General features: G+C 37.5%; 15 protein-coding genes. 11 read left to right on the top strand and 4 right to left on the bottom strand.

The features are described from left to right. Positions 1 to 5: 5 nt before the first annotated feature. From QCD85_RS04850 to QCD85_RS04815, 8 genes are all read left to right on the top strand, one after another. Positions 6 to 884 (top strand): hypothetical protein, encoded by an 879-nt coding sequence (locus QCD85_RS04850; RefSeq protein ID WP_301261796.1) that lies wholly within the window; start codon positions 6 to 8, stop codon positions 882 to 884. Positions 885 to 1057: 173 nt separating this feature from the next. After that, positions 1058 to 2779: a DEAD/DEAH box helicase gene (locus QCD85_RS04845; RefSeq protein ID WP_301261795.1), complete on the top strand. Its 1722-nt coding sequence runs from the start codon at positions 1058 to 1060 to the stop codon at positions 2777 to 2779. A gap of 19 nt (positions 2780 to 2798) precedes the next feature. After that, positions 2799 to 4571 carry an ATP-binding protein gene (locus tag QCD85_RS04840; protein WP_301261794.1) on the top strand — a complete coding sequence of 591 codons (1773 nt, stop codon included), beginning with the start codon at positions 2799 to 2801 and terminating at the stop codon, positions 4569 to 4571. A 16-nt stretch (positions 4572 to 4587) separates the two neighbouring features. Continuing rightward, on the top strand, positions 4588 to 5502 hold the full coding sequence (locus QCD85_RS04835) for a phospholipase D-like domain-containing protein (RefSeq protein WP_301261793.1): 915 nt from the start codon (positions 4588 to 4590) through the stop codon (positions 5500 to 5502). A 120-nt stretch (positions 5503 to 5622) separates the two neighbouring features. Further along, on the top strand, positions 5623 to 7860 hold the full coding sequence (locus tag QCD85_RS04830; RefSeq protein WP_301261792.1) for an McrB family protein: 2238 nt from the start codon (positions 5623 to 5625) through the stop codon (positions 7858 to 7860). Continuing rightward, entirely contained in the window at positions 7832 to 10276 is a 2445-nt protein-coding gene (locus tag QCD85_RS04825; RefSeq protein WP_301261791.1) for a restriction endonuclease-like protein, read from the top strand. The genes QCD85_RS04830 and QCD85_RS04825 overlap by 29 nt, the downstream gene beginning before the upstream one ends. A 249-nt stretch (positions 10277 to 10525) precedes the next feature. After that, positions 10526 to 11812, top strand: a complete 1287-nt coding sequence (locus QCD85_RS04820) for an MFS transporter (RefSeq protein ID WP_274170832.1) — start codon at positions 10526 to 10528, stop codon at positions 11810 to 11812. Positions 11813 to 12118: 306 nt separating this feature from the next. Further along, positions 12119 to 13687, top strand: coding sequence for a cellulase family glycosylhydrolase (locus QCD85_RS04815; protein WP_301261790.1), 1569 nt, complete (start codon positions 12119 to 12121; stop codon positions 13685 to 13687). A gap of 87 nt (positions 13688 to 13774) precedes the next feature. Here the strand turns inward: QCD85_RS04815 and QCD85_RS04810 are convergent, their stop codons facing one another. The 3 genes from QCD85_RS04810 to QCD85_RS04800 form a co-directional block, all read right to left on the bottom strand. After that, positions 13775 to 14860, bottom strand: a complete 1086-nt coding sequence (locus tag QCD85_RS04810; protein ID WP_301261789.1) for a hypothetical protein — start codon at positions 14858 to 14860, stop codon at positions 13775 to 13777. Between the two features lie 116 nt (positions 14861 to 14976). Then, the gene (locus tag QCD85_RS04805; protein ID WP_273615050.1) at positions 14977 to 15762 is read right to left on the bottom strand and encodes a Cof-type HAD-IIB family hydrolase; all 786 of its coding nucleotides are present in this window, start codon (positions 15760 to 15762) and stop codon (positions 14977 to 14979) included. 267 nt (positions 15763 to 16029) lie between these two features. Further along, the gene (locus tag QCD85_RS04800) at positions 16030 to 17355 is read right to left on the bottom strand and encodes a nucleobase:cation symporter-2 family protein (protein WP_301261788.1); all 1326 of its coding nucleotides are present in this window, start codon (positions 17353 to 17355) and stop codon (positions 16030 to 16032) included. Between the two features lie 587 nt (positions 17356 to 17942). Here QCD85_RS04800 and QCD85_RS04795 point away from each other — a divergent pair. The 3 genes from QCD85_RS04795 (at position 17943) to QCD85_RS04785 (ending at position 23723) form a co-directional block, all read left to right on the top strand. Beyond that, on the top strand, positions 17943 to 20294 hold the full coding sequence (locus QCD85_RS04795) for a rhamnogalacturonan lyase (protein WP_441005603.1): 2352 nt from the start codon (positions 17943 to 17945) through the stop codon (positions 20292 to 20294). A 187-nt stretch (positions 20295 to 20481) separates the two neighbouring features. After that, complete coding sequence (locus QCD85_RS04790; protein WP_274170827.1) at positions 20482 to 22203, top strand: helix-turn-helix domain-containing protein; 1722 nt, start codon at positions 20482 to 20484, stop codon at positions 22201 to 22203. 221 nt (positions 22204 to 22424) lie between these two features. Further along, on the top strand, positions 22425 to 23723 hold the full coding sequence (locus QCD85_RS04785) for a galactokinase (protein WP_301261786.1): 1299 nt from the start codon (positions 22425 to 22427) through the stop codon (positions 23721 to 23723). Between the two features lie 144 nt (positions 23724 to 23867). Here the strand turns inward: QCD85_RS04785 and QCD85_RS04780 are convergent, their stop codons facing one another. Beyond that, positions 23868 to 25244 carry a glycoside hydrolase family 64 protein gene (locus QCD85_RS04780; protein ID WP_367317618.1) on the bottom strand — a complete coding sequence of 459 codons (1377 nt, stop codon included), beginning with the start codon at positions 25242 to 25244 and terminating at the stop codon, positions 23868 to 23870. Positions 25245 to 25886: the final 642 nt, after the last annotated feature.

Genomic DNA, 25886 nt, shown 5'->3' with positions numbered 1-25886 from the left:
GTATAATGAGTGAACATATAGAACCTAGAAAAGTTCATGTAGCTATGTTTAGTGGCGGAGCAGGAAGTGCCTATGTAGCGAACCATATGGTTCAAACTTATGGAAAAGAAAATTGTATTTTATTTTTCACAAATACTTTATGGGAAGATGAAGACAATTATAGATTTATGCAGGAAGTAGCAGATCATATTGGTATTGAATTAACACAACGTGTAGATGGAAGAACACCAGAAGAAGTTTTTCATGAGACAAGATTTTTAGGAAATGCACGTTTAGCTAAATGTTCAGAAGAATTGAAAGTTAGACAAACAATTATTTTTTTAGAAGAAGAATTAAGAATTGATCAAAACATAGAGCCGATTTTATACTTTGGTATTGGCCCTCATGAAAGTCATCGAGCAGACAATCTAAAAGAATTTTATAGCCATTTTCCATTAGAACCGATTGAAACAAGATTTCCTCTAATTGATTTGTTTAGAGAAGATCTAGATGCTAAAGGTATTATCCAAGATGAGTGGGGTATCAAACTTCCTCGTATGTACACTATTGCTGAAGAATTAGCAGAATCAGGTAATGAAAATGCTAAAATTCTTGTTAAGAATAAGATTAAAGGTTTCTCTCATGCAAACTGTGCAGGCAGATGTGTAAGAGGAGGATTTCAGCATTATGCTATCTTATATGCCATTTGGCCTGAACGTTATCAAGAACAAGAAGAAATGGAAGAACGCTTTAGAGCATCTTTCCAAAGAGATGTATCTATACTCAAAAAAAATGCAGGTCCCTTTACACTTAAAGAATTTAGAGAAAAGTTAGAAACTGATGGAATTGAGAAGTATCTCTTCACTGAAGATGCGGATATACCTTGTGTATGTTCATTTTCATAACTATAATTTTGAAGCCCAAATTAATTTTGGGCTTTTTTTAATGAAATTTATTATTTTATAGTTCTAATGGTTTATTTGTAGTATTAAAGTCCTGGTATAGTATTTCTTTTTATGTTAATATATGTATTAGTTTCTGGGAGTTATATTTAATTAACTAAAGGGAGATAGATTTTTTGGAAAAATTCGGTGAATTACCTTCGATTTTGCAAGATTTTTCTTATTATCAGTTAAAAGAAATTTTAGGTATGAATTTGGTTGATTTATTAATTGAATGGATGCCTGTTAATGAGTTAGCTATTTCCAAATCAATGTTAATTAAAATGATTTTACAAATTCATGGGTTTAATATTTTAAAAGATAAAAAAGTTCGCAAATCAGTACTTCAAAAATTAAATGAAAAAAAAATTGAAACATTTAGATCAATAGATAAAAACTATCAATTAAAATCTATTCCCGAATTAATAAATATTTTATGTACCAAAAGTTGGGGAAATAATAAAATTTCAAAAAACTTGATGATTCAGCTAAATGTAGATCCAAACTTCTTGAATAAGAACGGATATCAAGAAGAATCTATCGAAAAATTAATTGCTTCCGATCCTTTTTATGAATTATTAGATTACCAATTTATTATAAAACAAAGAATTCTTAATGTTATTAACTCTGATATCGTAATACCTCGATTATTAGTTCAAATGCCTACTGGAACAGGTAAGACTAAAACTGCCATGCATACCTTAATTAATTATTTTGTTTTCGACTTGAAAAAAGAAGGGTTAATTATTTGGTTAGCACATACTAATGAATTGTTACAACAAGCATATGAAACTTTTAATACTACTTGGAAACATATAGGTTCAGGAGAAATTAATTTATATAAACTCTGGGGAAACAATACTCCATTTGATGAATATTCTTCGTATAAAGGTATTATTATTGCAGGGTATCAAAAGATGATCTCTCTTATGAAAACTAATCCTGATATATTTCAAAAAATCTGTGAGAATTGTTCTTTAGTTATTGTAGATGAGGCACATAAATCAGTCGCAGATGAAACTAGAAAATTTATAAATGAACTTATGCAACAAAAAGAGACTTATAGAAGCAGAGCACTTATTGGATTAACTGCTACTCCTGGAAGAACAATGGAAGAAAAAGAAAATTTTGAACTTGTAAAATTTTATGAAAATAGAATTATATCTATTGATACTAAATTAATTCAGCAATTAAAATACTCTGTTCATGAAATGGAGAATATATCTACTGAGAAAGATATTATTAAATATTTCCAACAGCAAAAAATATTAGCAACTCTTAAAAGAGAAAAGTTAGAATACCAAGGAGATTTTTCTGAAGAAGAAATACAAATTATTAAAATTAAAATAGAAGCAAATGGCTATATTGATTTTTCAAAAAAATTTTTAGAAACTATTGCTTTAAATAAAAGAAGAAATACAGCAATAGTTAATAAAATAGAAACTTTACACTTTGACAATATTCCAACTATTATTTTTGCATGTTCTGTAGAACATGGTAGGCTGTTATCTTCTATATTAAATATAAAGGGTATCGAGAATGCTTTTATATTTGGTGAAATGGATTCATCTGTTAGGCTTGATTTGATTAATAAATTTAAGGATAGAAATAATAGCTTAAATATTATTATTAATTATGAAGTCCTTACAACTGGATTTGATTCTACTAATATAAAATGTGTATTTATTACAAGACCTACTCAGTCTATTGTACTTTATAGTCAAATGATTGGTAGAGGTCTAAGAGGTGTAAGAATGGGTGGCAATGAAGAATGTCTTTTAATAGATATAGAAGATAATTTAGAAAAATATTTGAGTGAATCTATGGCTTTTCAGTTTTTTGATACTTACTGGTCTTAAATATAAGGAGATGAAGAAAATGGAAAAAGAAATTATTAACCTTCCACAATATACTGATGCACTAAGAAGTACTGGCTATAAAAATATTGAAAGTGCCATAGCAGAAATTGTTGATAATTCTTTTGAAGCAGAAGCAAGGAATGTATTTATAATTGCAAAAAGCACTATTAATAGTTTCAATAGTAAAAGTAGAAAATCTGTTAGCGAAATAGCATTTTTGGATAATGGCACAGGAATGAGTATCGATGTTCTTCAATCTTGTCTAGGTATTGGATTTGGTACTCGCCAGCAACGTAAAGGCATGGGACGTTTTGGAGTAGGCTTACCACAAGCTTCTCTTCATGTTAGTCCTAATATTGAAGTATATTCTTGGCAAAAAAATAATGATTGTTATAAAAGTTATTTAGATATACAAAAAGTTAAATCGGGTGTTCAAAACAAACTTTTAATTCCAGAATGTACTCCAATTCCAGAAGAATATAAAAAATATTTAAATTATAACATAGATAATACTACTTACTCTTTTAAAGAATCAGGTACTTTAGTAATATGGAAAGACTGTGATAACGTTAGTCCAAAAACAGTAACACCATTGTTTTCTAGATTAGAATTTACTTTAGGTCAAAAATTTAGACATTGGATTCACAATAATGAACGATTTATTCATCTTATTAATATGGAGAATGCTAGTGAACAAAAGAGAGTATCTCCTAATGATCCATTATTTTTAATGAAAGACAATCTATTTTTGGGTTCTTTATCTGAACCAGGCAACTTAAGTAAAAATAAAGATGAAAAGTTTAAAGAAGTTATTTTTACTCCGTTTACTAATAAATTTATAAAAGATGGCATAGTTAAACACGAGGTTAATTATTTTGATAAAAAGACAAGTTCTTTAAAGACATCTGTAGTTAAATTACAATTTTCCGTAGTAAGAGAAGAATTTTATAATAAGAACGCTCTACAAGGTGATCCAGGAAGAACTGAAATTGGGAAGAAAGTTAGAAAGCTTGAAGGAATATCAATCGTTAGAGCGGGTCGCGAAATAGACTTTGGAATGTTTGATTTTTATGATGTAATGAATGAACCAACTCACAGATGGTGGGGATGTGAGATATCTTTTGAGACGGAATTAGATGAAGTATTTGGAGTATCAAATAATAAACAACACGTAGAGCTAATAGAACTTTCAGCAGAAGATTATACAGATGATGATATTAAACCTATTTGGTTCCAACTAAAGGAGATAATTAAAAGTACAATATCAGAAATGATTCGTAGAAATAAATCAATTAGATCTGGATCACGAACTAAATGCGATGTTGTAAAAAATACAGAAAAAATTATAAATACTCTTGAGGATAAAAATATAAATCCAACTGAGAGTGAAGAAAAAAGAAAAGAGTTACCTCAAGAGAAGCTAGTTGAAGGAGCAACAAAAGTTTTAGAACAAAAAGGTATTAATGAACCTACCGCTGAACAAATTAATGAATTATTACTTAATAAAGTTAATATAATCTATGAAAGTAATAATAGAGCACCTTTCTTTGATTACGACTCAAGTTTAGGAATATGTAATTTGATTATAAATATGGATCATCCTTATTATCAAAATTATTTTAAAGAATTATCAGAATATTCAAGTAAAGCAGCTTTAGAGCTTTTTTTGGCATCTTTAATTAGGGCTCGTGATGAATTGATAGACGATGAAAAAAAAATAGCTTTTGACAATGTTATATATGAATGGAATCATAAATTGACTTTATATATCAGAGAACTTTTAAAAGATTAGCTTGGAGTGTTATATAATGAAAAAAATAGTCCATAGCCCTGATATAAAAAATATTTTAAAAGAAAACTTAATAAATACAAATATTTGTATAGATATTATATCAGCTTTCATAAAGTTAAATGCACTTAAATTTGTGGACGAAAATATAATTTCAAGTAATTTAACAAAAAGAGTTTTAGTACGATTTCAACTAAAAGATTTAATTAATGATGCTACAGATATAGAGTTATTTGAATATGCTCAAAAAAATGGTTGGGATCTATATATTAATCTTAAATTACATTCTAAAATTTATACATTTGATAAAAAAAATATGCTTTTAGGAAGTTCTAATTTAACAAATAGTGGAATTGGAATAAAAGAAGAAGGTAATATCGAGTCAGTTATTTTATGTAATATTTCATCACAAGAGTATATTGATATAAATAAATTGTTCGAAGATTCTAGAATACTTGATAAAAAATTATTTTGTGAAATGAGAAAACATTTCGAAGAATTCTCAAAATCTCGTCTTTTAAATACACGTTTGGATTGGCCTAAAAGTATATTAGACGAATTACAGCCTGATTTATCAGTCTTATGGGTAACAGATTTTCCTTTTAGCAGTTCACCATTTTTCTTAGAAGAACATGATATTAATTTATATAATAAAACGAAACTAAATAATATAGAGGATATTAGAAATGAGTTTATTTCTTCAAAAGCATATAAGTGGTTGAAATTAGTAATAATTTCAGAAATGTATTTTGGTGAATTAACTTCTCTACTTCATAATGTTTTGATTGATGATCCTAGACCTTATAGAAAAGATGTGAAATTACTTCTTTCAAATTTACTAAATTGGATTATAGAGCTAGAAATAGAAGAATTTGTAGTGGATAGACCTAATTATTCGCAAAGAGTAAGTCGTATTTATAATCAAGTTAAATAATGATATATTACTCCATAAAGACTCTTACACTTAAAAATGTAAGAGTCTTTATTTTCTAAAAATTTAACAAAGCTTAAGAATAAAAAATAAAATTAAATTAAATTAAATAGGGGAATGCCAATGACTTTACCTACAGAATTTCAAAGTATATTTTTGCATAAAAACAAATCATATAAAATGGTTTTTATTCTTAATTTGATAGATGAAATCCGTGAGAAACATGAACGCGAAGTATCAATAGTTCGAATAAAAGAACGTTTTTTAGAATATTATCAGAGTCGTGAATCAGAAGGATTACCTGTAGATGCTCCGCCTTCTCGTATATCATTTAGATGGGCAGATATAACAGTTAATCGAGTTCAAAGTATTATTGTAACTGCTATTGAAGCTTTGATTCACATTTTAGACTATCCTAATTCAGGCTATACAATAGGCTTTAAACAAGAAATTTATAATCAATTGACTCCTGATGTTATAGACGGATTATACAATTATACTTTGGATGAACTAGATACGTATTATGCCCCACCTCAATCGGATTTTTCTCTCCGCGAAGACTTATTGAACATCATGTCATCGTACACTCAAGCCAAAGCTCAACCGCTTACTGGGCATCCACTTGCTGAATATGTACGTAAGACAGTACCAGAACATCTCAAGTCACTACCTTTTATCCACAATCACTTCAAAGTGCAAGGATCGGTAGGACGCGGGAATTGGGCGACGATTCCGTGGTTAGCAGTAATGTATCCGCAGATTACAGACACGATTCAGCGCGGGGTATATGTGGCATATTTATTTTCTGCTGATATGCAGCATGTGTATTTGACACTGAATCAAGGATTGGGGGAAGCACGTAGTCATCTGGGACGAGCAGAAAGTACAACCTTTCTACAAGAACGTACCAAAGAGATACGTGCGCAGTTACCGGAGAATCGGATGAATCGATCGGATGATATTGAGCTTAATGACGGACGATTAGGCGATGATTACCAGACGTCAACGATTGCTTATTTCCACTATGAACGGGAGCATATGCCCGATAATGAACAGTTGATCACCGATCTATGGGATGCGATGGATAGTTATATGTTCTATATAGAGAGTCAGGCGATCACTCCAAATACAGTCTGGACTACAGTTGTACAGGATGAAGAGGGTGACGAAGATTTTTCTACACAGATTCGCGATCGAGATGTACAGGAGACACTAAGTAATATCCGCGACTACATCACCCAACGTGGATTCTACTTCCCAGCCCACTTAATCGACAACTTCTACCTCTCGCTCAAAACACGCCCGTTTGTTATTCTCGCAGGCATCTCTGGCACAGGGAAGACGCGGCTGATCCGTTTGTTCGCTGAAGCGGTTGGGGCGACTGCGTTGAATGGGCAATTTCGGTTGATTCCTGTACGTCCAGATTGGAGTGATCCGACCGATCTGATCGGGTACAAAGATTTGTCGGGCACCTTCAAGCCTGGCCCACTCACATCAGTGATTGCCGAAGCAGCTCAACCGGAGAATCGGAACAAGCCTTATTTTATCTGTCTGGATGAAATGAATCTGGCACGAGTCGAGCATTATTTTAGCGATATTTTGAGTCTATTGGAGACCCAATCGTGGCAGGGCAGACATATTGTCACGGATCCGGTGATTCCAGCAGCTACGTTAGAATTGGAAATCGATCTAGAGCGATATGGGAATCTGGGTATACCGGAAAATGTATATTTGATTGGAACCGTTAATATGGATGAGACGACCTATCCCTTTAGCAAAAAGGTTCTCGATCGGGCGAATACGCTAGAGTTTAACTCTATTGATCTGATGCAGTTACCCAAGTTGCGTGAGGAGAGCCAGCAGGTGGTAGAAGCTATACCAGTCGAGCAGTCTTTTTTACGCGCAGATTATTTGCAGTTGATCGATGCTTATGACCATTACGCAGAGTTGATCATCCGCACCACTGAGCGATTGGTGACGGTGAACGAGATCTTAGAAGATATTCATGCGCATGTAGGATTTCGGATACGAGATGCCGTATGTTTTTATGTGATCTATAATGAACGTTTTGGATTGATGAGTGAAGCAGAAGCTTTTGATCTACAGATCATGCAGAAGATTTTGCCACGTATCCAAGGGAGTCAGTCTGGAGTACGGCGTGTATTGGTGAAGCTGTTACGTCTGTGCTTACAAGATAGTGTCCGTATTCCGTCACCGATGGAAGATGATGATGTCTTCTGGGCACAATGGGATCGTGGAAATACACCACCACAGGCGACCTATCCGCAGACAGCGCATAAGCTGGTGGATATGATTGTGAGGTTAGATGAAGATGGATTCACATCCTACTGGATTTCTTAATCAGAGTACCGAGCTGTTAGAAGTGAAGTGTAGTATCGGGACGATCTATATCAAAGGCAAACCGTATCATCCGGTAGTGGAGACATTGCAGTTGCATCGCGATCAGGGCGAATGGGTCAATGCCCATCTAATCTGTCGTTCGCTCTCGCCTGAGGTAAAGATCGACGATATCTCTGTATTTTCACCAACTGCAAATCAATTGATTCGATGGGACGGGACTACACCGTCTTTTCCTTGTTTTTACGAGCAACAGAACTATGAATTTGTGCTGATTAAGTCTGATGATATGCAGTTGCCTGTTCAATTTCATCATGATAATCTAGCGATTCGTGAAGCAGTTACACCTAAGGGTGAGCAGGTGTTATCTGGTATTTTGAATTTTAAAAATGAAGTCGGCTTTACAGAGTTGGAATTGCGTAGCGGAGGACAGCGGTTGATAACGATCGAACTGGAAATTTTCCCTTCCAAGCTGGATTACAAGCAAGACTATATCCAGTTGCTACGTGAAGTGAATGAGCAGGTGTACAACTTATCGTTTGATTTTCTCAAGCGGACATATCAGTCGGTTCGTATTCGAGATACACAGCATCAGAGTTTGAGTGAATTTTTTGCATTGATTACGCATCTTTTTCACCAGATGGAGATTGCGATGGAACGGATTAATCGGCAACCTCATCATAAGCTGGACAAATCTTTAGAACGTAAGCCTGCCTCACGGGTCAAGCGGGGAAGTAATCGCAACAATGCGTATCTTGCCAGACATCCGCAGTATTTAGAACAGGACTCTGTGCATGGATGGTTACCGATAGGAGCAGAACGCTACCAGCCGACCCATTTACTAGATACGATCAAGCATATCTCTTATGATACCGCAGAGAACCGTTTTCTACGCTGGATGTTAGAGCGCATATTGAGCAAGTTACAGCAATTACAAGAACAGTATAGCCAGTTAACCAGACCGCAGAATTTCCGTAGTCGGGCGTATGATCCTGTGTTTGTAAAGCGTGTTAGCCAGATGATCTCGCGGTTAGAGCAGTTATTATCGTTAGAATGGCTACAACAGATTTCACCGATACGGCAAATGAGTACAAGTCTGGTTCTTCAGATGGCGCCAGGGTATCGGGAAATGTATCGTTATTATCTTTTGCTTCTCAAAGGGTTATCGATCCAGAGTGATCTATTACGGCTTTCGATGAAAGATATTGCAGAAATCTATGAATACTGGTGCTTTTTGAAGTTAAACGAATTACTGAGTCGTAAATATCCATTAATTAAGCAGAATTTGATCAGGCTCAACCATAGTGGATTATTTGTAACATTAGGTCGAGGGCAACAATCTCGTATGGAATATCTGAATCCGCGTAATAACGAGACATTCGTGCTGTATTATAACAGTCTACCGAGCAAAGAACTTACACCGACGTTGCCACAGCGACCGGATAATGTGCTCTCTTTAATGAAAGTAGATGCTGGACAGAAAAAAGAATACAGCTTTATTTTCGATGCCAAATACAAGTTGAACGCCGCTGTAGAAGGTTCACCTTATGCTTCTGCGTACCAACATCCCGGGCCACAGGAAGAAGATATTAACACAATGCACCGTTATCAGGATGCGATTGTACATTCGTCTGCTGGTGAGAAATATGAACGCAGTATGTTTGGCGCGTATGTATTATTTCCGTATGGAGATGAAGAGCAATTTCGTGAACACCACTTTTACCGTAGTATTCGCAAGTTAAATGTAGGAGCGTTACCTTTTTTGCCGAATGCGACTACGCTGGTAGAGCAATTTCTAGATGAATTGATTCAAGATAGTCCGGAAAAAGCCTACGAACGTTCTACAGCACCGCGCGGAACAAAAGCATATTACCAGAACAAATTGCTAGATAAAAATATGCTGGTGGGATCGGTACGCGGACCGGAGCAAATTCAGATTGCACTGGCGGAACAGTTCTACCATGTGCCACTGGCTAACTTTGTGGATACACAGGTGATTACGCAGATAGAGTATGTAGCAATGTGTGAATCCAGACGAAAGTTTGAATCCCTCGGTAGAACGGGTATAAGCTATTATGGCAAAGTAGACAGATGGGATATCGTCAAGCGATCTGATATTACTGAGATTCCTACGGATCCGCAGAAAGCGAATCTTTTATATGTAAAATTCACAGTGACACGTTGGGAAGAACGAACAATTCCTATTTTACTAGCAGGTCAGGGTATTTATACATTGTTATATACAAGTAAATATATGTTCGATCGTGCAGAAGAATTAGCTGAATTACGATTAGAATCGGAAGCAGATCTAGCCTCATGGCGCGAAAAGCGTAGACAAGGCAAAGTGAAAGTGGAGCTTGATAATAATTATGTCGATCTAGCTGAACATGTGCTTGATGTAAGAATAGACGAAGAGTAATGTATTAATCTTATCTTTGCTATATTGAAAAATGTATACAAGTCATCTGCTAATGCTGTAACACTAAGCATGCAGATGACTTTTGTATTGTCTATAAATGTAAGAAAATAGTAAATAACAACGCTTTTCATGAAAATTTAAAAAATAGTGAAAATCTAATGCATCTGTGCAAAAGAAGAAGTATAATTCTTGCAGTTAGCGTTGTATCTGGGTCAGTATAACCAGACTTATAAAGGAGGGAAGGCAGTCTTGAAACGTTTGATTTGGATGGGAAGTTTATTTTATTTATTAATGGGTGCTATCAAAGTGACGGTGGCAGCGATTGTTACCGTATTATTGCCATTATATGATCGGGATTATACAGATGCTGGAGCACTGATTTTTATAGAATTTGGAGCATCGATTATCGGGATGTTGATTCAGCCGTGGTTAGCGAATCGAATATCGAAAAAAACAATGTTACATATAGGCGCAATCGGTGTAGCTATTTGTTATATTTTGATCGCCTTTTTACCACCATGGTCGATCTTAATTGTCGGTATCGCTATTGCAGGATTTCTGGGCGGTATTATTGAATCGGTTATTGCGGCTGTTATTTTGGAAGGATTACAATCCAATGCCGCGATTGCTATGAGTCGCTTAGAGATTGCATTTGGTGTAGGATCACTATTATTCCCATTAGCGATTGGTATGCTGGTGCGGTCAGGATTATGGAATTATGCGTTGCTTGGCATCGCTGTGTATTGTATCTTTTTATCTTTATTCGTACGATTTAGCCGATTTGAAGGTGTAGAGCCGTTATTTTTGCCACGTCATTTGACCGATCTACCTCATGTCGTTCCAGCAACAGCAGCTTCTTCAGGGCCTGTAGGTGCTGTAGTGGCAGCGGCGGCAACCAATCATCCTTCTGCTCGTCTCAAGCGATTATGGGTCGGCGGCAGTCTGTTGTTACCATCGTTTGTTTTTCTATTTTTCTTATACGGAGCAACCGATATCGGGTTAGTAAATTATTTGCCATCGCTGATGTTAGAGACAGGAATGGCAGATGCAGGCACAGCGCCGATCAGTGTTACAGTATTCTGGGCGGCTATGATTGTCGGACGGATGTTTGCTGGTTATGAAGCAGAACGTATCGGCTATCGTCGCTATTTATTTATTCATTGGAGCAGTATGATCGTATTGCTGTCTTTATTTGCACTGAATCGAAATCCGGTAATAAGTTATATTTTGATCGTATTGTTAGGTCTGATGTTATCAGGTCTATATGTAGTCACACTGGTCTATATGAAAAAGCTAATGCCCAAAAATATAGCTCGTAATACCAGTATCGTTATGGCTGGTTGTGCGATTGGTGGAGGATTGTTCTCTGTTGTAGCAGGGCGTATGCTAGATACGTTATCTCCTTCTTATGTTCAATGGATGATGGCGATTGTTGCTTTATTCAGTCTGATTACTTATGTATTGTATGCCAAAGAATCGAATATGCAGATCGAACAGACTGAATTGGCACCTACCGAGGGAACGATCAATTCTTAATAAACGAAATATAAAAATGATAAAGCCAGTATAGATGCGGACAATTGCCGTAACTATGCTGGCTTTTTTTCTAATATGTCAATCGTTACCGGTACGATATAAAAATAAGGAAAATCGAGCTAAATAAGATTCATATACCTAACATAAGGTAATACATACTATCACCTATAGTATGGTATTAATTAGTCATTTTTACACAAAAAACTATATTTCTTGCAAAAGTTACTCTATAATAGGTGAGTGTCCAAAAAATAACATAATTTTACATTAATTAAGAAAGTGAGCTGATAATTAATGAGAAAAACGATGTTGAAGAAGTGGAGTGCTTCTGTGTTAACGGCTGTATTGACGTTATCGCTAACCACTTCTGTCTGGGTACCACAAGCAAATGCAGCTACAACACCAGTGCAGAAGCACGGACAATTATCGATCGCTAACGGACAATTGGTGGATAAGAATGGTACCCCTGTCCAATTAAAAGGTATGAGTTCTCATGGCATTCAGTGGTACGGTAACTATGTGAATAAAGATACGATGAAATGGTTACGAGATGATTGGGGTATTACTGTATTCCGGGTAGCAATGTATACCGCAGAGAATGGATATATTTCAAATCCTTCACTGAAAAACAAAGTGAAAGAAGCGGTCGCAGCAGCGCAGGATTTGGGTGTCTATGTGATTATCGATTGGCATATACTTTCAGATAATGATCCGAATATTTATAAAACGCAATCCAAAGCCTTTTTTAGTGAAATGGCTGGCTTGTACAAAGATTCACCAAACGTTATTTATGAGTTAGCCAACGAGCCTAATGGCGGAGTCACATGGAATGGACAGATTCGTCCGTATGCGCAAGAAGTGACTCAAGTGATTCGTGCCAAAGATCCAGACAATATTATTATCGTCGGAACAGGAACATGGAGTCAGGATGTACACGATGCAGCAGATAACCAGTTGCCTGATAAAAATACAATGTATGCTGTACATTTCTATGCAGGAACACATGGACAATTTTTACGTGATCGCATCGATTATGCGTTAAGCAAAAAAGCACCTGTATTTGTAACAGAATGGGGTACAAGCGATGCATCTGGTAACGGAGGTCCATTCCTGAGTGAATCGAAAGTATGGACTAACTTCTTAGCTAATCGCAAAATTAGTTGGGCGAACTGGTCACTTTCAGATAAGAATGAAGCGTCAGCCGCTCTTCAGTCGGGAGCAAGTTCAACAGGTGGATGGACAGTGAATAACTTAACAGCTTCAGGCAAATTTGTACGTGATGAGACTCGTCTTGGAGCAACCACCAGTACAACAGATCCAGATACAACAACACCTCCAACGACAGGCGGTGATACCGATACATCTCCTCCGACTACAGGAGGTGGCGATACAGGTACAACTACACCAACCGATCCTAAAGGGAAGTTGGTATTGCAATATCGTAACGGCGATAGCAATCCGACCGATAATGCGATTCGACCTGTTTTTAATATCAAAAATAACAGTGGTACAGCGGTCAATCTAAGTGATCTCAAAATTCGTTACTATTACAGTGATGAGAGTCAGCAAAAACAACAATTTTTTATCGACTGGGCGAGTGTAGGTGGAACCCATATTAGCGGTGCATTTGGTACACCGACAACATCTAAAACAACAGCGAATCGCTATGTTGAATTGAGTTTTGGTAGTGGAGCCGGTTCGATTCCAGCCGGAGGTCAAAGCGGAGATATTCAAGCTCGTATTCATCCAGCCGATTGGAGTAACTACAATGAAGATAACGATTACTCTTATGGAGCTAATCAGAGTGCGCTAACCGATTGGAATAAAGCAAGTATCTACAATAAAGGCACATTGGTATGGGGAACAACACCATAAACGATTTGAATAAGTATGAATAGATTATATTTTATGCAAAAAAGAGCTATCACTGTGATAGCTCTTTTTGTTGTAGTTGGTTTTGTATTATCGACTTTGCGCTGAATTGAGGCGGCCGTTCCAGAAATACAGATAAGCACCAGAATAGATCCATTGTTCATACGTTAACGAAGACGATTGATACGTATTCTTATCAGACGGTTCGCCCCAGGATAATATCACTTGTTCACGGGTCATATTATTTAATAATTTATTTTTGCTGATGGCTGTCCAGACGCTATTGCTCCAATTGTATAAAGTACGTGGGTTTTTGGACCATAAAATATCACTTAGCATCGTACCAATATCATATTGTCGATTGAGTTTGATCCCGACTTGCTTGCCATTGGATTTTTGTAACGTCACAAAAGCATCATTTTGGTCATTTACTTGCACAGCGATAAATGTTAACTTTTCCAGATGGTTAAGACCGCTTCCATTATACGCACGATTGTCGAACCAGACATATTTGCCATGCCAGTTCTGATTAAATGATGTCAGCTCGCTATCTAAAAGGAAATCCAAATCAGATACTGGACTATTGAACTCATACGTATCACCTGATTTATTTTGAATCGTTATATACAAGCTGGAAGAATCATAACGAATATCGGTAATCCAATAGGCTCCCGGATAATAAAACGGATATATTTTCTCACCGACAAAGTAACCGAAATTCGCAGGCAGTTGACTAATATTTGTTAAAATCTCACTGGATGCGCGCTTACCTTCATCATCGCTCCATAGAAATAATACTTGAGCACTAGACGCATATTTGCCATCCAAATCAGTAATCGCTAATAACGATTTGTACATCACATAAGTAACCCCGGCATAAGCAAATGAATTGGAATCGTTGACTGTAATACTACCTTTGTTACCTGTAATTGTAAGTGGACTACCATATTGAATCGTAATACCTGGAATCCGATCCATGATTTTGATAGGAATATATAGCTTGTTGTTATTCACGAACTGGGTGTATTGCTGGGTAATCTGGAACTTACCATTTACAAATAAAGAAACGCTTTGATATGTACTTCCTTTTACATTGACAGCATGAATCGTCTGAGCCGGTATAACGATAGCAAACATCATCATCCAGATCCATACACGTAACCATTTTTTGTTCATTGTGAAAAATCCCCTTTTTCTCTAAATATCATAAAAAGATGCAGAATCTACATCCTTTTAAAATATCGGAGAATAAGGGGAGGAAATGAAGATAGTGGATATAAAATATCAGTGGCTTAGTCTAACAGCCCTACCATTTGTAGTCCATGTAAAATACCATTTTCATCGACAGATTTGGTAATATGGCGAGCGACTGCTTTGGCTTCAGGTTCAGCATTACCCATAGCGACACTGTTATAGATTTGTTTGAGCATTTCAACATCATTCAGTCCATCGCCGAACGCATATTGTCTTTCTTGCGGGAATCCTAATTTTTCAGTGATTTTGGCTATACCATGTGCTTTGGAACCACCTGCTGGAAGAACATCGACAGACATTGGATGCCAGCGGATAAAATCGAATGATTTGAAGTCTTGCTCATACTTTTTCTCCGCATCTCCTATACAGAATAGTAGACACTGGTAAATCTCTCTACCTTGATGATATAACGGATCATAAGTCGGAAATTTGCTTACTTTTAAAGTATGAATACTGGTTGTGATCATTTCATCTTCTTCCGGCACGCTGGCTCTCATATCTTCAGCATCCATATAGACAAGCGGATTATTTTGCTCTAGCGCTGTCTGAGTCAATTGAAGTAAGGCGTCTTTGTTCAGTGGATTGGTATAGATCACTTCGCCACGCAAAACAACATATTGACCGTTGTAACTAACATACGTATCAATCTCAAGTTCTTTGCGAATATCGTCAAACATAAAAGGAGCACGACCAGTAGCAATGGCCACTTCATGACCACGTGCTTTGAGCTCAAATACAGCTTTTTTAGTGCTTTCCGGTAATTTTTTATCAAAATCCAATAACGTTCCATCAATGTCGAAAAAGATAATACTTTGATTAGACATGGGTAGCTCCTATCGTTGTTATCTATTTTTGGTGTACACAGTATGACTCTATTATAACCGTCAATCGAGAGTTGTGTCTTGTATTTCAGTATAGTCTCTATGGTTATATACCCAAAAAGCTACTTTTTATGAGAAAGAATACTCACAAAAAGTAGCTTTTGGATAGGTTGGATGTCAGTATATGAATCGGTATTTCTCGTATCAGTACATACAATAGAAAAGAAAGACTTATCCGGTAATGTGTATGTCTATCGTAGAATTGGCTATCTATCCATGCTGTTTGATCGGTTCAACCTGAGCGGGAATAGTAGCAGGACGTTTCCATTTGAGGGGTAAATTGAAAAATATATTTAATAGAATAGCGGATAAACTACCTGTGATCGTACCGTCACTGACAATAATGCGTAATGCTGAAGGCAAGCCTGCGAAAAGTTCAGGGACAACTGTTGCGCCAATACCAAGTGAGATCGAGCAAGCGACAACTAGCAAGTTGCGTTGTTCTTTGAAGTCTACTTCAGTCAGCATCCGAATTCCTGAAGCGACGACCATACCGAACAGCACGACAGTAGCACCCCCTAGAACAGCGGCAGGAATAACCGTAGCCAGTGCAGCGATTTTGGGAACCAATCCAAGTACAATCAGAATACTTGCCGCCGCAACGATCACATTACGTGTTTTGACGCGGGACAGTTCGACCAGCCCTACATTTTGAGCGAATGTATTGTATGGAAAAGCATTGAACATACCGCCAAGAACAATTGCTAATCCTTCTGTACGATAACCGCGTGTCATGTCTTGTGGTGTTAATTTCTGATCACATACTTTACCCAATGCTAGAAATACACCTGTAGATTCAACCACGATCACCATACATACAATAATCATAGTTAAAATCGGAGCAATCTTAAATTCAGGCATGCCGAACATAAATAACTGAGGAAGATGGAACCATGACGCTTCGCTTACACTGGAAAAATTAACTTTACCGATCATAAAAGCAACAACCGTTCCAGCAACAATACCTATCAATACAGATAACGAACGCATGAATCCGGTAAAAAAGCGATTGATGATCAAGATCAATGCCAGTACACCAAAGGAAAGGAGGAAATTCGTGAGGCTACCAAATTCAGGGCTATTCGCACCACCAGCCATATTACGAATCCCTGTCGGAATGAGTGAAAGACCGATAACCGTAACAACAGTGCCGGTCACTACAGGAGGGAATAAACGAATGATTTTACCGAAAAAGCCAGCGAATAAAAAGACAAACAATCCAGCAGCTATAATAGCGCCATAGATCGCATTCAGTCCATATTGATTACCGATCCCGATCATAGGAGTAATAGCGACAAAAGAACTTCCTAGCATAACCGGTAGACCAATACCTAGATATTTGTTTTTCCAGGCTTGTAACATAGTCGCTATCCCACAAGTGAGTAGATCAATCGCTACTAGATAAGACAATTGCTCTGCGGTAAGATTAAGCGCCCGTCCAACTAATAATGGCACTAGAATAGCTCCTGCATACATAGCCAGTACATGCTGTAATCCCAAAGACCAAATTTTACCCCCGGTTGGTTTGATGTCCATTTGATTCGCCCCTTTTGAATATAATTTAACATCACACGTTAACGAATAAAGAATGTACCGTAATAATATCTTTTAATTCTCTGTTTTGACGATATGTATTCTATCTATTTGTGCAAAAATATAATTTAGAGGGTTTAATTTATGCAATGTTATAAAATATATGTTATGTAATATCACATATATTTATTTAAAAGGGTAATCAGGTGCTGAATTCAATCAAGTAAGTAGATAAGACTCAAAAGATATAGGAATCGAAAGGCACTGTTATTTAAACAGATGACTCTGATTTGTGTACACCTTTGAGAACATCACAAATTTATAATAAAAGAGCTACCACAGAGGATGGATAAAGAAAGAAAAGTGAGCTTCTATCCTAGAAAAGGAGGAATGTAACGTACAGTTTGTAGAGTATTATCTGCACAGCAGTATTCACTTATTCACATTTGTAAGCGTTACCAAAATGATAAGGATGGTGAAGGGGTATGAAAGAAAAGAAATATTCGCTAACGACTAAAATTGTAGCTGCGGCGTTAGGCATTATATTAGTGTTACCGACCAGTGGATTATTTGCGGCTGATTCGAATGAAATGATGACAGCATCCAAAGGTAAAGGGAATAAGGGAGTACAACTAGAGTATCTGGATCGAGGTCTAGTAGCAGCCAAAACAGCAGATGGTATTTTTCTAAGTTGGCGCTTGCTTGGAGATGAAGCTAACGGTTATTCGCAGACAGGACTCACAGGTACTGATTTTGCTGTATATCGTAATGGTACATTTCTAACCGTAGTCACCGATAGTACTAACTATCTGGATCGGCAAGGAACAACCACTGCTAAATATACAGTAGCACCGATCAAACCGAAAAAGCCCCGTACGATAGATTCATCAGCTACAGTGACTGAATCTGCCTATGACACTCAATCATTTTCAACCACAGGCAGTGAAGAATCCAAGTTAACTACGTATAGTACTGATTACAATTTAAACGATCTCCGCAAACCAGACAAAAAGAAACTTAGTGCTCCTGCAACAGTCTGGAATGATACCTATTACGATCTTCCTTTACAAAAGCCGGCTGATGGAGTGACACCTGCGGGTGAAGCGTATACGTATTCAGCGAATGATATGAGTGTAGGCGATGTTGATGGCGATGGAGCGTATGAATACTTTGTTAAATGGAGCCCTTCCAATTCCAAAGATGTCTCCCAAAAAGGATACACAGGCAATACGTATATAGATGCGTACCAACTCGATGGACGATTATTGTACCGTATTGATCTAGGAGTGAATATCCGTTCAGGTGCGCATTATACTCAATTTATGGTGTACGATTTTGATGGAGATGGCAAAGCGGAAATGATGTTCAAAACCGCTCCAGGCACCAAGATCACTCGTTATAATTCACGCGGTAAAATTTCTTCTGAAAAATACATCACTCTACCCAAAGCTGATAAAAAAGCAGGATATGCGAATACAGACGATTACCGACTAAGCAGTAGCGATTACTATGATCATGTAGTGAACATGTTTCAAGGATGGCGTGATCAAGAAGAAGTGAAAAATGGTCACTGGCCTCAGACATTAGAAGAATGTTTTGGAATTGCGCCGAAATATAATTATCCTTTATCTCGTGTAGATGCTGAAGCATTGACCGATTACTTTATGGATGTATATGCACCGGCTCGTAGTGCGCGTAATGATCTGCGTACTTTTGAAGGATTTATTTTGGATGGCCCGGAATATTTGTCTGTATTTGAAGGGGAATCGGGTAAAGAATTAGAAACGATCGCTTATGAACCTGATCGTCATGATGATGGTCTAATGTGGGGCGACTATGCAATGTCACGAATTGAGCCGGGTAATCGGGTAGATCGTTTTCTAGCAGGGGTCGCTTATTTAAATGGGAAAACACCATCGGCAGTATTTGCACGCGGGTATTATACACGTTCTGTACTGGTATCCTACAATTGGGATGGACGTCATTTGCAAAAAGTATGGAATGCCGATAGTGGATGGACACCGATGAGCAATCCATTTAACGATGGGCCTCATGGTGTAAATGGAACCGATCCAGAGCTGGGTACACTCACTACACAAGGTGCTCATTCACTCACGATGGCAGATGTGGATGGAGATGGACGAGATGAGATTGTATATGGATCAGCGACGATAGATGATGACGGTAGCCTGTTGTACAGTTCGATGGATATCATGCCTGCGAACAGTGCTACACCGGGTGTGATAGCAAGGTTGGGACATGGAGATGCCATGCATGTCACTGATATCGATCCGAACCGTCCGGGTATGGAAATCTATATGGTACATGAAGGCGGTACCTATGCACCTTACGGCTACAGTATGCGTGATGCCAGAACAGGCAAAGTGATTTTCGGTGCTTATAGTGGGAAAGACACTGGACGTGGCATGATCGGAGATATTGATCCATCTCGTCCGGGATTAGAAGCATGGTCGATGGATCTGCGTACAGCCGATGGTCAATTGATCGGTACGAAGATTCCGGGAACCAATATGAATATCAAATGGGGCGCGGATATGACGACACAGATTATTGATGGTGCTCGTGAAGTGACCCCTACGATTCAAGATTGGCGCAAAGGAACAGTGCTTACAGCAACCGGAACGCTTACCAATAACGATACCAAAGGAACTCCTTCACTGGTAGCGGATATTTTTGGTGACTGGCGCGAAGAAATGCTGGTGCGTACGACAGATAGTTCTGCGATCCGTATTTACCTTAGTACAGAAGTGACTACTCATAAATTGTATACCCTTTTGCATAATACACAGTACCGTACAGGAGTCGCTCGTCAGAATACAACTTACAATCAACCAACGTATACAGACTTTTATTTTGCTTCAGATATCGATTGGTCCAAAGTGCCTTTACCGAACTTTTATACTGCTGGAAAAAGAAAGTAATTTCTAAATAGTTAAATATTTGTTAACCGCCTGTTGCTTTTATGGATTAGACTTTACTTAATCCCTAAAAAGCAGCAGGCTTTTTATTCCTAATAAGATCACCGAAATTATACAAACAGTTCTCTCACATTATATAATGCTAACAGATAAATGATAAAAGGTATCATTTACAGAGGAGGTTTGCAGTATGGATATTTACCAGAGTAGCCAGCGTGATCATTCTTTTATGATTCAGCCAGCCATACATCCGATATTAGATATATGCAAATCAATCTACTCTTTTCATCTTACTCCTACGCATGCTGTTATGAATAAACGTGCTGTATTTATGACTCCATTATATGCAGAATATTTTACGATTATTGCTGTCGAAAAAGGCACATTGACGGTTAGAGCTATTGCAACTGTAGATACTCCATCTAAGGATCAACCTGAAACATGGTATTTGCAAGCTGGTGATTTGTTAGTCATCCATCCAAATGTTGAACTACAACTTTCCTATAGTGAAGTTGGCTTTTTACATATCATCACTTGTGAGCGTTATGAATTAATGAATGATTATACCGATCGGATGAGTTATGAATTAAGTTATGAAAGTCTGCCTGAACATGGAGCGATTGTACATCCTCAGGATGAACGTTTGTTTACGTTGATTCAGGAGATCGCTCAATATATGAATCAAGATATCGATCATACTCATGTGATCTTGCATGAATTGTTACAACTTCTCAGCAGTTTGAATGATTATCGTCATCACAAATGCTTAAATCGTTCGATGCAACAGGTGGCTAGTTATATTAGATATGCATCAGAACAGCTACTGACTCGTGAAAATGTAGCAGCACAGACCCGATTACATCCGCATTACTTTTCCGAAGTATTCAAAAAAGAAATCGGATACACCTTTTCTGATTATCTAGCGATCTGGCGTATGAACAAAGCCAAAGAGCAATTGTTATGCACAGATCATACTTTGCATCATATCGCCGAGCAGATCGGATACAGTGATGGTATTTATTTAAGTAAAAAGTTCCGTTCATTTACAGGGATGACACCCGGTACATTTCGAGCGCGTAAAGGAACAACTCGTGTAGCTTCATTTCCATTTGCAGGAACATTGTTAGCGTTAGGAATTACTCCAGTAGTCACTGCGCTAGAGATCAATCAATACTCGATGTTAATAGAAGAAGAATTATCGTCAGTCCCAATCTGGCATATTAACAAAGGGGACAATCAACCGCCAAGTGAATGGAAATTTGAGTTGCCTGCTACGATTACCGAAGAGACGAAACCTGATCTTATTATTGTAGCGGATTGTGTGTTGGAACATCCTCAGTTGTATGCACAATTAAGAGAGATTGCGCCTTTATTTATCGTTGAATGGGGAAGAAGAAATCATATTGATGAATTGCTTTATTTAGGGCAAGTCTTAAATCGTCAGGTGCAAGCGCAAGAATGGATAAAACGTTATCAGTATCAAATCGAAACAGCCAGACATGAGTTAGCATTGGAACATATTACAGAGCAGACAGTAGGTCTATATGAAATTCGAGGCGACCATCAGATTGCAATCTGGGGAGAAGGTACACGTGCAGGATATAATCTGTATCGATCGCTCAAATTACATCCGCCGTATCCGATTCGTCACGAAGTATTTGAAGCAGGTGGATTCAAATTTATCGAAGAGCATTTGTTGCCACATTATGCAGCAGATCATATGTTTGTGGTAGCGCCGGCTCAGTGGTTAGAAAATATGGAATCGATGATGCAACAACATCCAATGTGGAGTCAATTGCCTGCTGTACAAAATGGACAAATCTATGGCTTGAAATTAGAAGAGTTTGCTTACGATGATGGTCTTGCTTTAGAAAGGCAACTTCATATTCAAGTTGGTTATTTAATGCAGTAAGTTAATAGTTTAAAAGATAAATCATTTACAGCCATGATTATAGATGAATAGACTGTATAACACTGTCTACAATGATGGCTGTCTACAATACTATTCCCAAAAGTGCAGAATGATTGCAACAATACCCCTGACAATTTCGCAAAATTTCAGTACAATTAATATAGGAACAAATACTACCATCATAGGAACAACTATTTTTAATATTAAAGGGGATATTTAGGATGCGATTGAGAACGGTTACAGAGAACTTGGAACAATACAATACGGAGAAGATGAACCAACTACTTGTAGAAATGTATGGACAAGAACAAGTACAGTATCAGTTGAAGCGTTATCAACAACTTATGAACAACTATCATCAACAATTTGGAGATGGCAATATTCAATTATTCAGTTCTCCAGGTAGAAGTGAAATTGGTGGTAATCATACAGACCATAACTACGGTAAAGTATTGGCAACAAGTATCAATCTAGATACGATTAGTGCTGCTGTACCTGTAGATGAACCTTATATTACGATTGTGTCTGAGGGCTATAAAGATGTGTACAAAATCCATACTTCTGAATTAGAGCCTGTAGCAGGCGAAGGCGGTACACTAGCGCTTATTCGCGGAATCGTTGCTGGCTTTGTTCAATGGGGATTACATGTAGGCGGATTCAATGCTTATGTATCTACCAATGTATTAGCAGCTTCCGGGCTTAGTTCTTCAGCTTCTTTTGAAATGTTAATCACTAGCATCCTAAATACGTTCTACAATAATAGTCAAGTTGATATCGTAAATATGGCTCGAATTGGACAATATGCTGAAAATAAATTCTGGAACAAACCCTCTGGATTATTAGATCAAATGGCTTGTGCGCATGGCGGATTAATCGCAATCGATTTTATCAATCCCAAAGAACCTGCGATTCAACATGTACCGTATGATTTCAATGCACAAGGGTATGAGATGGTCATCGTGAACACAGGAGGTAACCATGCCGATCTGACTGCTGACTATGCTGCGGTACCGGAAGAAATGAAGGCGGTTGCGGAAGCGCTGGGTCATGAAGTGTGTCGTCAGATTACGCTGGAAGAAGTATACAGCAATCTAGCAAGCCTTCGGGAACAAACAGGGGATCGTGCTATATTGCGTGCACTGCATTTCTTAGAAGAAAATGATCGTGTCGATGAGCAAGTGAAAGCACTACAATCGAACGAATGGGATCATTTCTTAGAATTGATTACAGGCTCTGGTAATTCATCATGGAAATGGCTTCAAAACGTATATCAAGATTCTCATACCCGTGAGCAAAGTATTTCTATCGCTTTAGCAATCACTGAGATTTTCTTGAAGCAAAAGCAAGCAGGTGCTTGTCGTGTACATGGTGGCGGATTTGCAGGGGTTATTTTGACTATTTTGCCAAAAACATTAGTGAGTGAATACACAGCATTGATCGAAAAAACGTTAGGCACATCTACGTATATCATCAATGTACGTCAACATGGATCTATCTGCTTGAACAACCACCTTAATTAAAGAATACATTTTTGTAATATCTATTGTAGAATCACCTACCTGATATTTTACAAGCCAATCACTGAAAAAAAGCCTGCTTCTACACCGTCAAATTAACATTGACCGTAGAAGCAGGCTTTTTATATCACGCAATTATAGATACGTTTACCAGCCGACGCGGATAATCAATCCTTTTGGATCACCCACTTCAAGATATGAAGCTTGTTGATTGTAATCATCATAAGCAAATCCATATGCTAAGCGGTTGATACTGTGATCATGCCAGAACTTCGCGTAGTAATTAGCAGGTGCAGCTTTGTAATATTGAGCAGGATTGTTCCAATTGGCTTGGTTGTCGTACACATGTCGATTGATCGCTGAACATGTACCTGAATCCTCTGCCAGTCGACCATTACACAGTAGGATCTCCTGCGTGCTGTAATTGCTGTATCCAGCAAAATAATTAGCTTGCGTACCATTTACCCCGAATGCGCCATGAATCGGTGCTACGATACGATACGGAGCTTGTACATCGGCAAGAGATTGGAAGGCAGCCGGAACTTCACTCCGATACTTACTAAATAGACCTGCACGTGTCTCGGATTCCAATTCGCCTACCGTCTGATCATAATTACCTGCACGATTGACAAGGCGGTGTTGTAAAGGAAATCCAAAACCATCTACACGAGTAGTATTTCCATGATATCCTGTACCGTCTACAGTAAATTCAACAAAGTCGAAATAGATATTACGGTTCGGATCAGCCGTATTATTAATATCAGGTCCTGCGAATCCATCATCATATGTTTTGATATAACATGGAGAGCCTACGCAGATAAACATCCGCCCAGAATCAATTTTGGGCATACTCACCCAGTTGATCTGACTGATCGTGCTATAAATGTTAGCGTAATTCACTCCGTTCTTGGTTAAATGCCCTGTCGCATTATTGAGAGCCGTCGAGATCGGTTTCAATTGACCATTGTTATCAAGATAACTCCATTGTTTGGTGGCAGGATTAATTCCTAGAATCCCCCAATAGATCTGATTATCAGCATAAGTACCTTTGGTACCATTTAATAATTTGAAAGATAATGCTCCATTCCCTGTAGCGTTCGGTATAGATGACGCTGGGATACTATAGATCGAATTGTCACCTGTTCCAGAATTGGGAGGTGGGGTTGAACCTGTTGTGACCGTATAGCTAAATTTCGATGTGTCATAAGCGGCTGTTCCATTATTGTACGTAAATGAATATTGGATCACCTGACCTGATGATACACTGGCGACATTTTGTACATAACGTTTAGATCCACTGTCATAGGTCATTCGTAGATTTTGCAGATTACCCGAGTTCACCGAGTAATGCACATCGACCCAGGAAGTATTTACGTTGGAAGAGAACCAGATAGTGGCTGTTGTCCCGGATGTAGTAACCCCTTGAGTATAATCTGCTGCCGATACCGAAGATGATGCTGGTGTAAAAAGACTGCTGACAAGAACAAGCATAGATAAAAGCAAGAAGTAACCCATTTTCTTCATACACATATCCTCCTATTCAAATTGTATGCGATTCCACGTTCGCTTTTAATTATTTCAATATATGGTAATAAATACAATACAAAAAGCATGTCTAATTCTCCTGTGTATTTCTATGCTAAGATTTCTTAAATTAAAGAAATTTTTATTTGCTTTTTTGTTCAATAACAGCTAAAGTTTTATACTTGAGCGTCTAAATAGACCGGAATTTATGTTCATTTTAAAGTGAATTTATGTTCACTGCATAATCTGGAAATGTTCGGCAAAAGTTAAACGATATGTACTATATCTAGTATGTCAAGAAAATTATTTTTTTATAAATGATTATCGCGATGTATGTAAAATACGTGTTCAAAGAAGTGCCCGTTTTACTTGATATTTTGAAAAAATAGACCGTTTTTAAGGCATGTTTGGGCCAAGATGTAGACCTTCAGTTCCTATTGACAACACTATATATAGCGTATATCTTTGATAAAGCCTTCTATATATTGCGGTTACGATGTTTGAGCAGGTAATATATAGGTTATAGCTAATTATACGCGCTAGAGTAGATAACACTTATATGATATTAGATCATTGTTATCTGTATTTATATAGTGATTGAACGGATGAACAGTACTACATATTGAACCGAGAAGGAGATGT

It is taken from the genome of Paenibacillus sp. PsM32 (genome assembly GCF_030433815.1).
GTDB lineage: Bacteria > Bacillota > Bacilli > Paenibacillales > Paenibacillaceae > Saccharibacillus > Saccharibacillus kyungheensis.
This window is presented reverse-complemented; position numbering and strand designations above follow the sequence as displayed.

What these genes read in the sequence shown, in the direction of transcription:
- QCD85_RS04810 (WP_301261789.1), bottom strand. Translation starts at nt 14,860, where the DNA reads ATGAACAAAAAATGGTTACGTGTATGGATCTGGATGATGATGTTTGCT.
- QCD85_RS04835 (WP_301261793.1), top strand. Translation starts at nt 4,588, where the DNA reads ATGAAAAAAATAGTCCATAGCCCTGATATAAAAAATATTTTAAAAGAA.
- QCD85_RS04850 (WP_301261796.1), top strand. Translation starts at nt 6, where the DNA reads ATGAGTGAACATATAGAACCTAGAAAAGTTCATGTAGCTATGTTTAGT.
- QCD85_RS04780 (WP_367317618.1), bottom strand. Translation starts at nt 25,244, where the DNA reads ATGAAGAAAATGGGTTACTTCTTGCTTTTATCTATGCTTGTTCTTGTC.
- QCD85_RS04815 (WP_301261790.1), top strand. Translation starts at nt 12,119, where the DNA reads ATGTTGAAGAAGTGGAGTGCTTCTGTGTTAACGGCTGTATTGACGTTA.
- QCD85_RS04785 (WP_301261786.1), top strand. Translation starts at nt 22,425, where the DNA reads ATGCGATTGAGAACGGTTACAGAGAACTTGGAACAATACAATACGGAG.
- QCD85_RS04805 (WP_273615050.1), bottom strand. Translation starts at nt 15,762, where the DNA reads ATGTCTAATCAAAGTATTATCTTTTTCGACATTGATGGAACGTTATTG.
- QCD85_RS04790 (WP_274170827.1), top strand. Translation starts at nt 20,482, where the DNA reads ATGGATATTTACCAGAGTAGCCAGCGTGATCATTCTTTTATGATTCAG.
- QCD85_RS04830 (WP_301261792.1), top strand. Translation starts at nt 5,623, where the DNA reads ATGACTTTACCTACAGAATTTCAAAGTATATTTTTGCATAAAAACAAA.
- QCD85_RS04795 (WP_441005603.1), top strand. Translation starts at nt 17,943, where the DNA reads ATGATGACAGCATCCAAAGGTAAAGGGAATAAGGGAGTACAACTAGAG.
- QCD85_RS04825 (WP_301261791.1), top strand. Translation starts at nt 7,832, where the DNA reads ATGGATTCACATCCTACTGGATTTCTTAATCAGAGTACCGAGCTGTTA.
- QCD85_RS04800 (WP_301261788.1), bottom strand. Translation starts at nt 17,355, where the DNA reads ATGGACATCAAACCAACCGGGGGTAAAATTTGGTCTTTGGGATTACAG.
- QCD85_RS04840 (WP_301261794.1), top strand. Translation starts at nt 2,799, where the DNA reads ATGGAAAAAGAAATTATTAACCTTCCACAATATACTGATGCACTAAGA.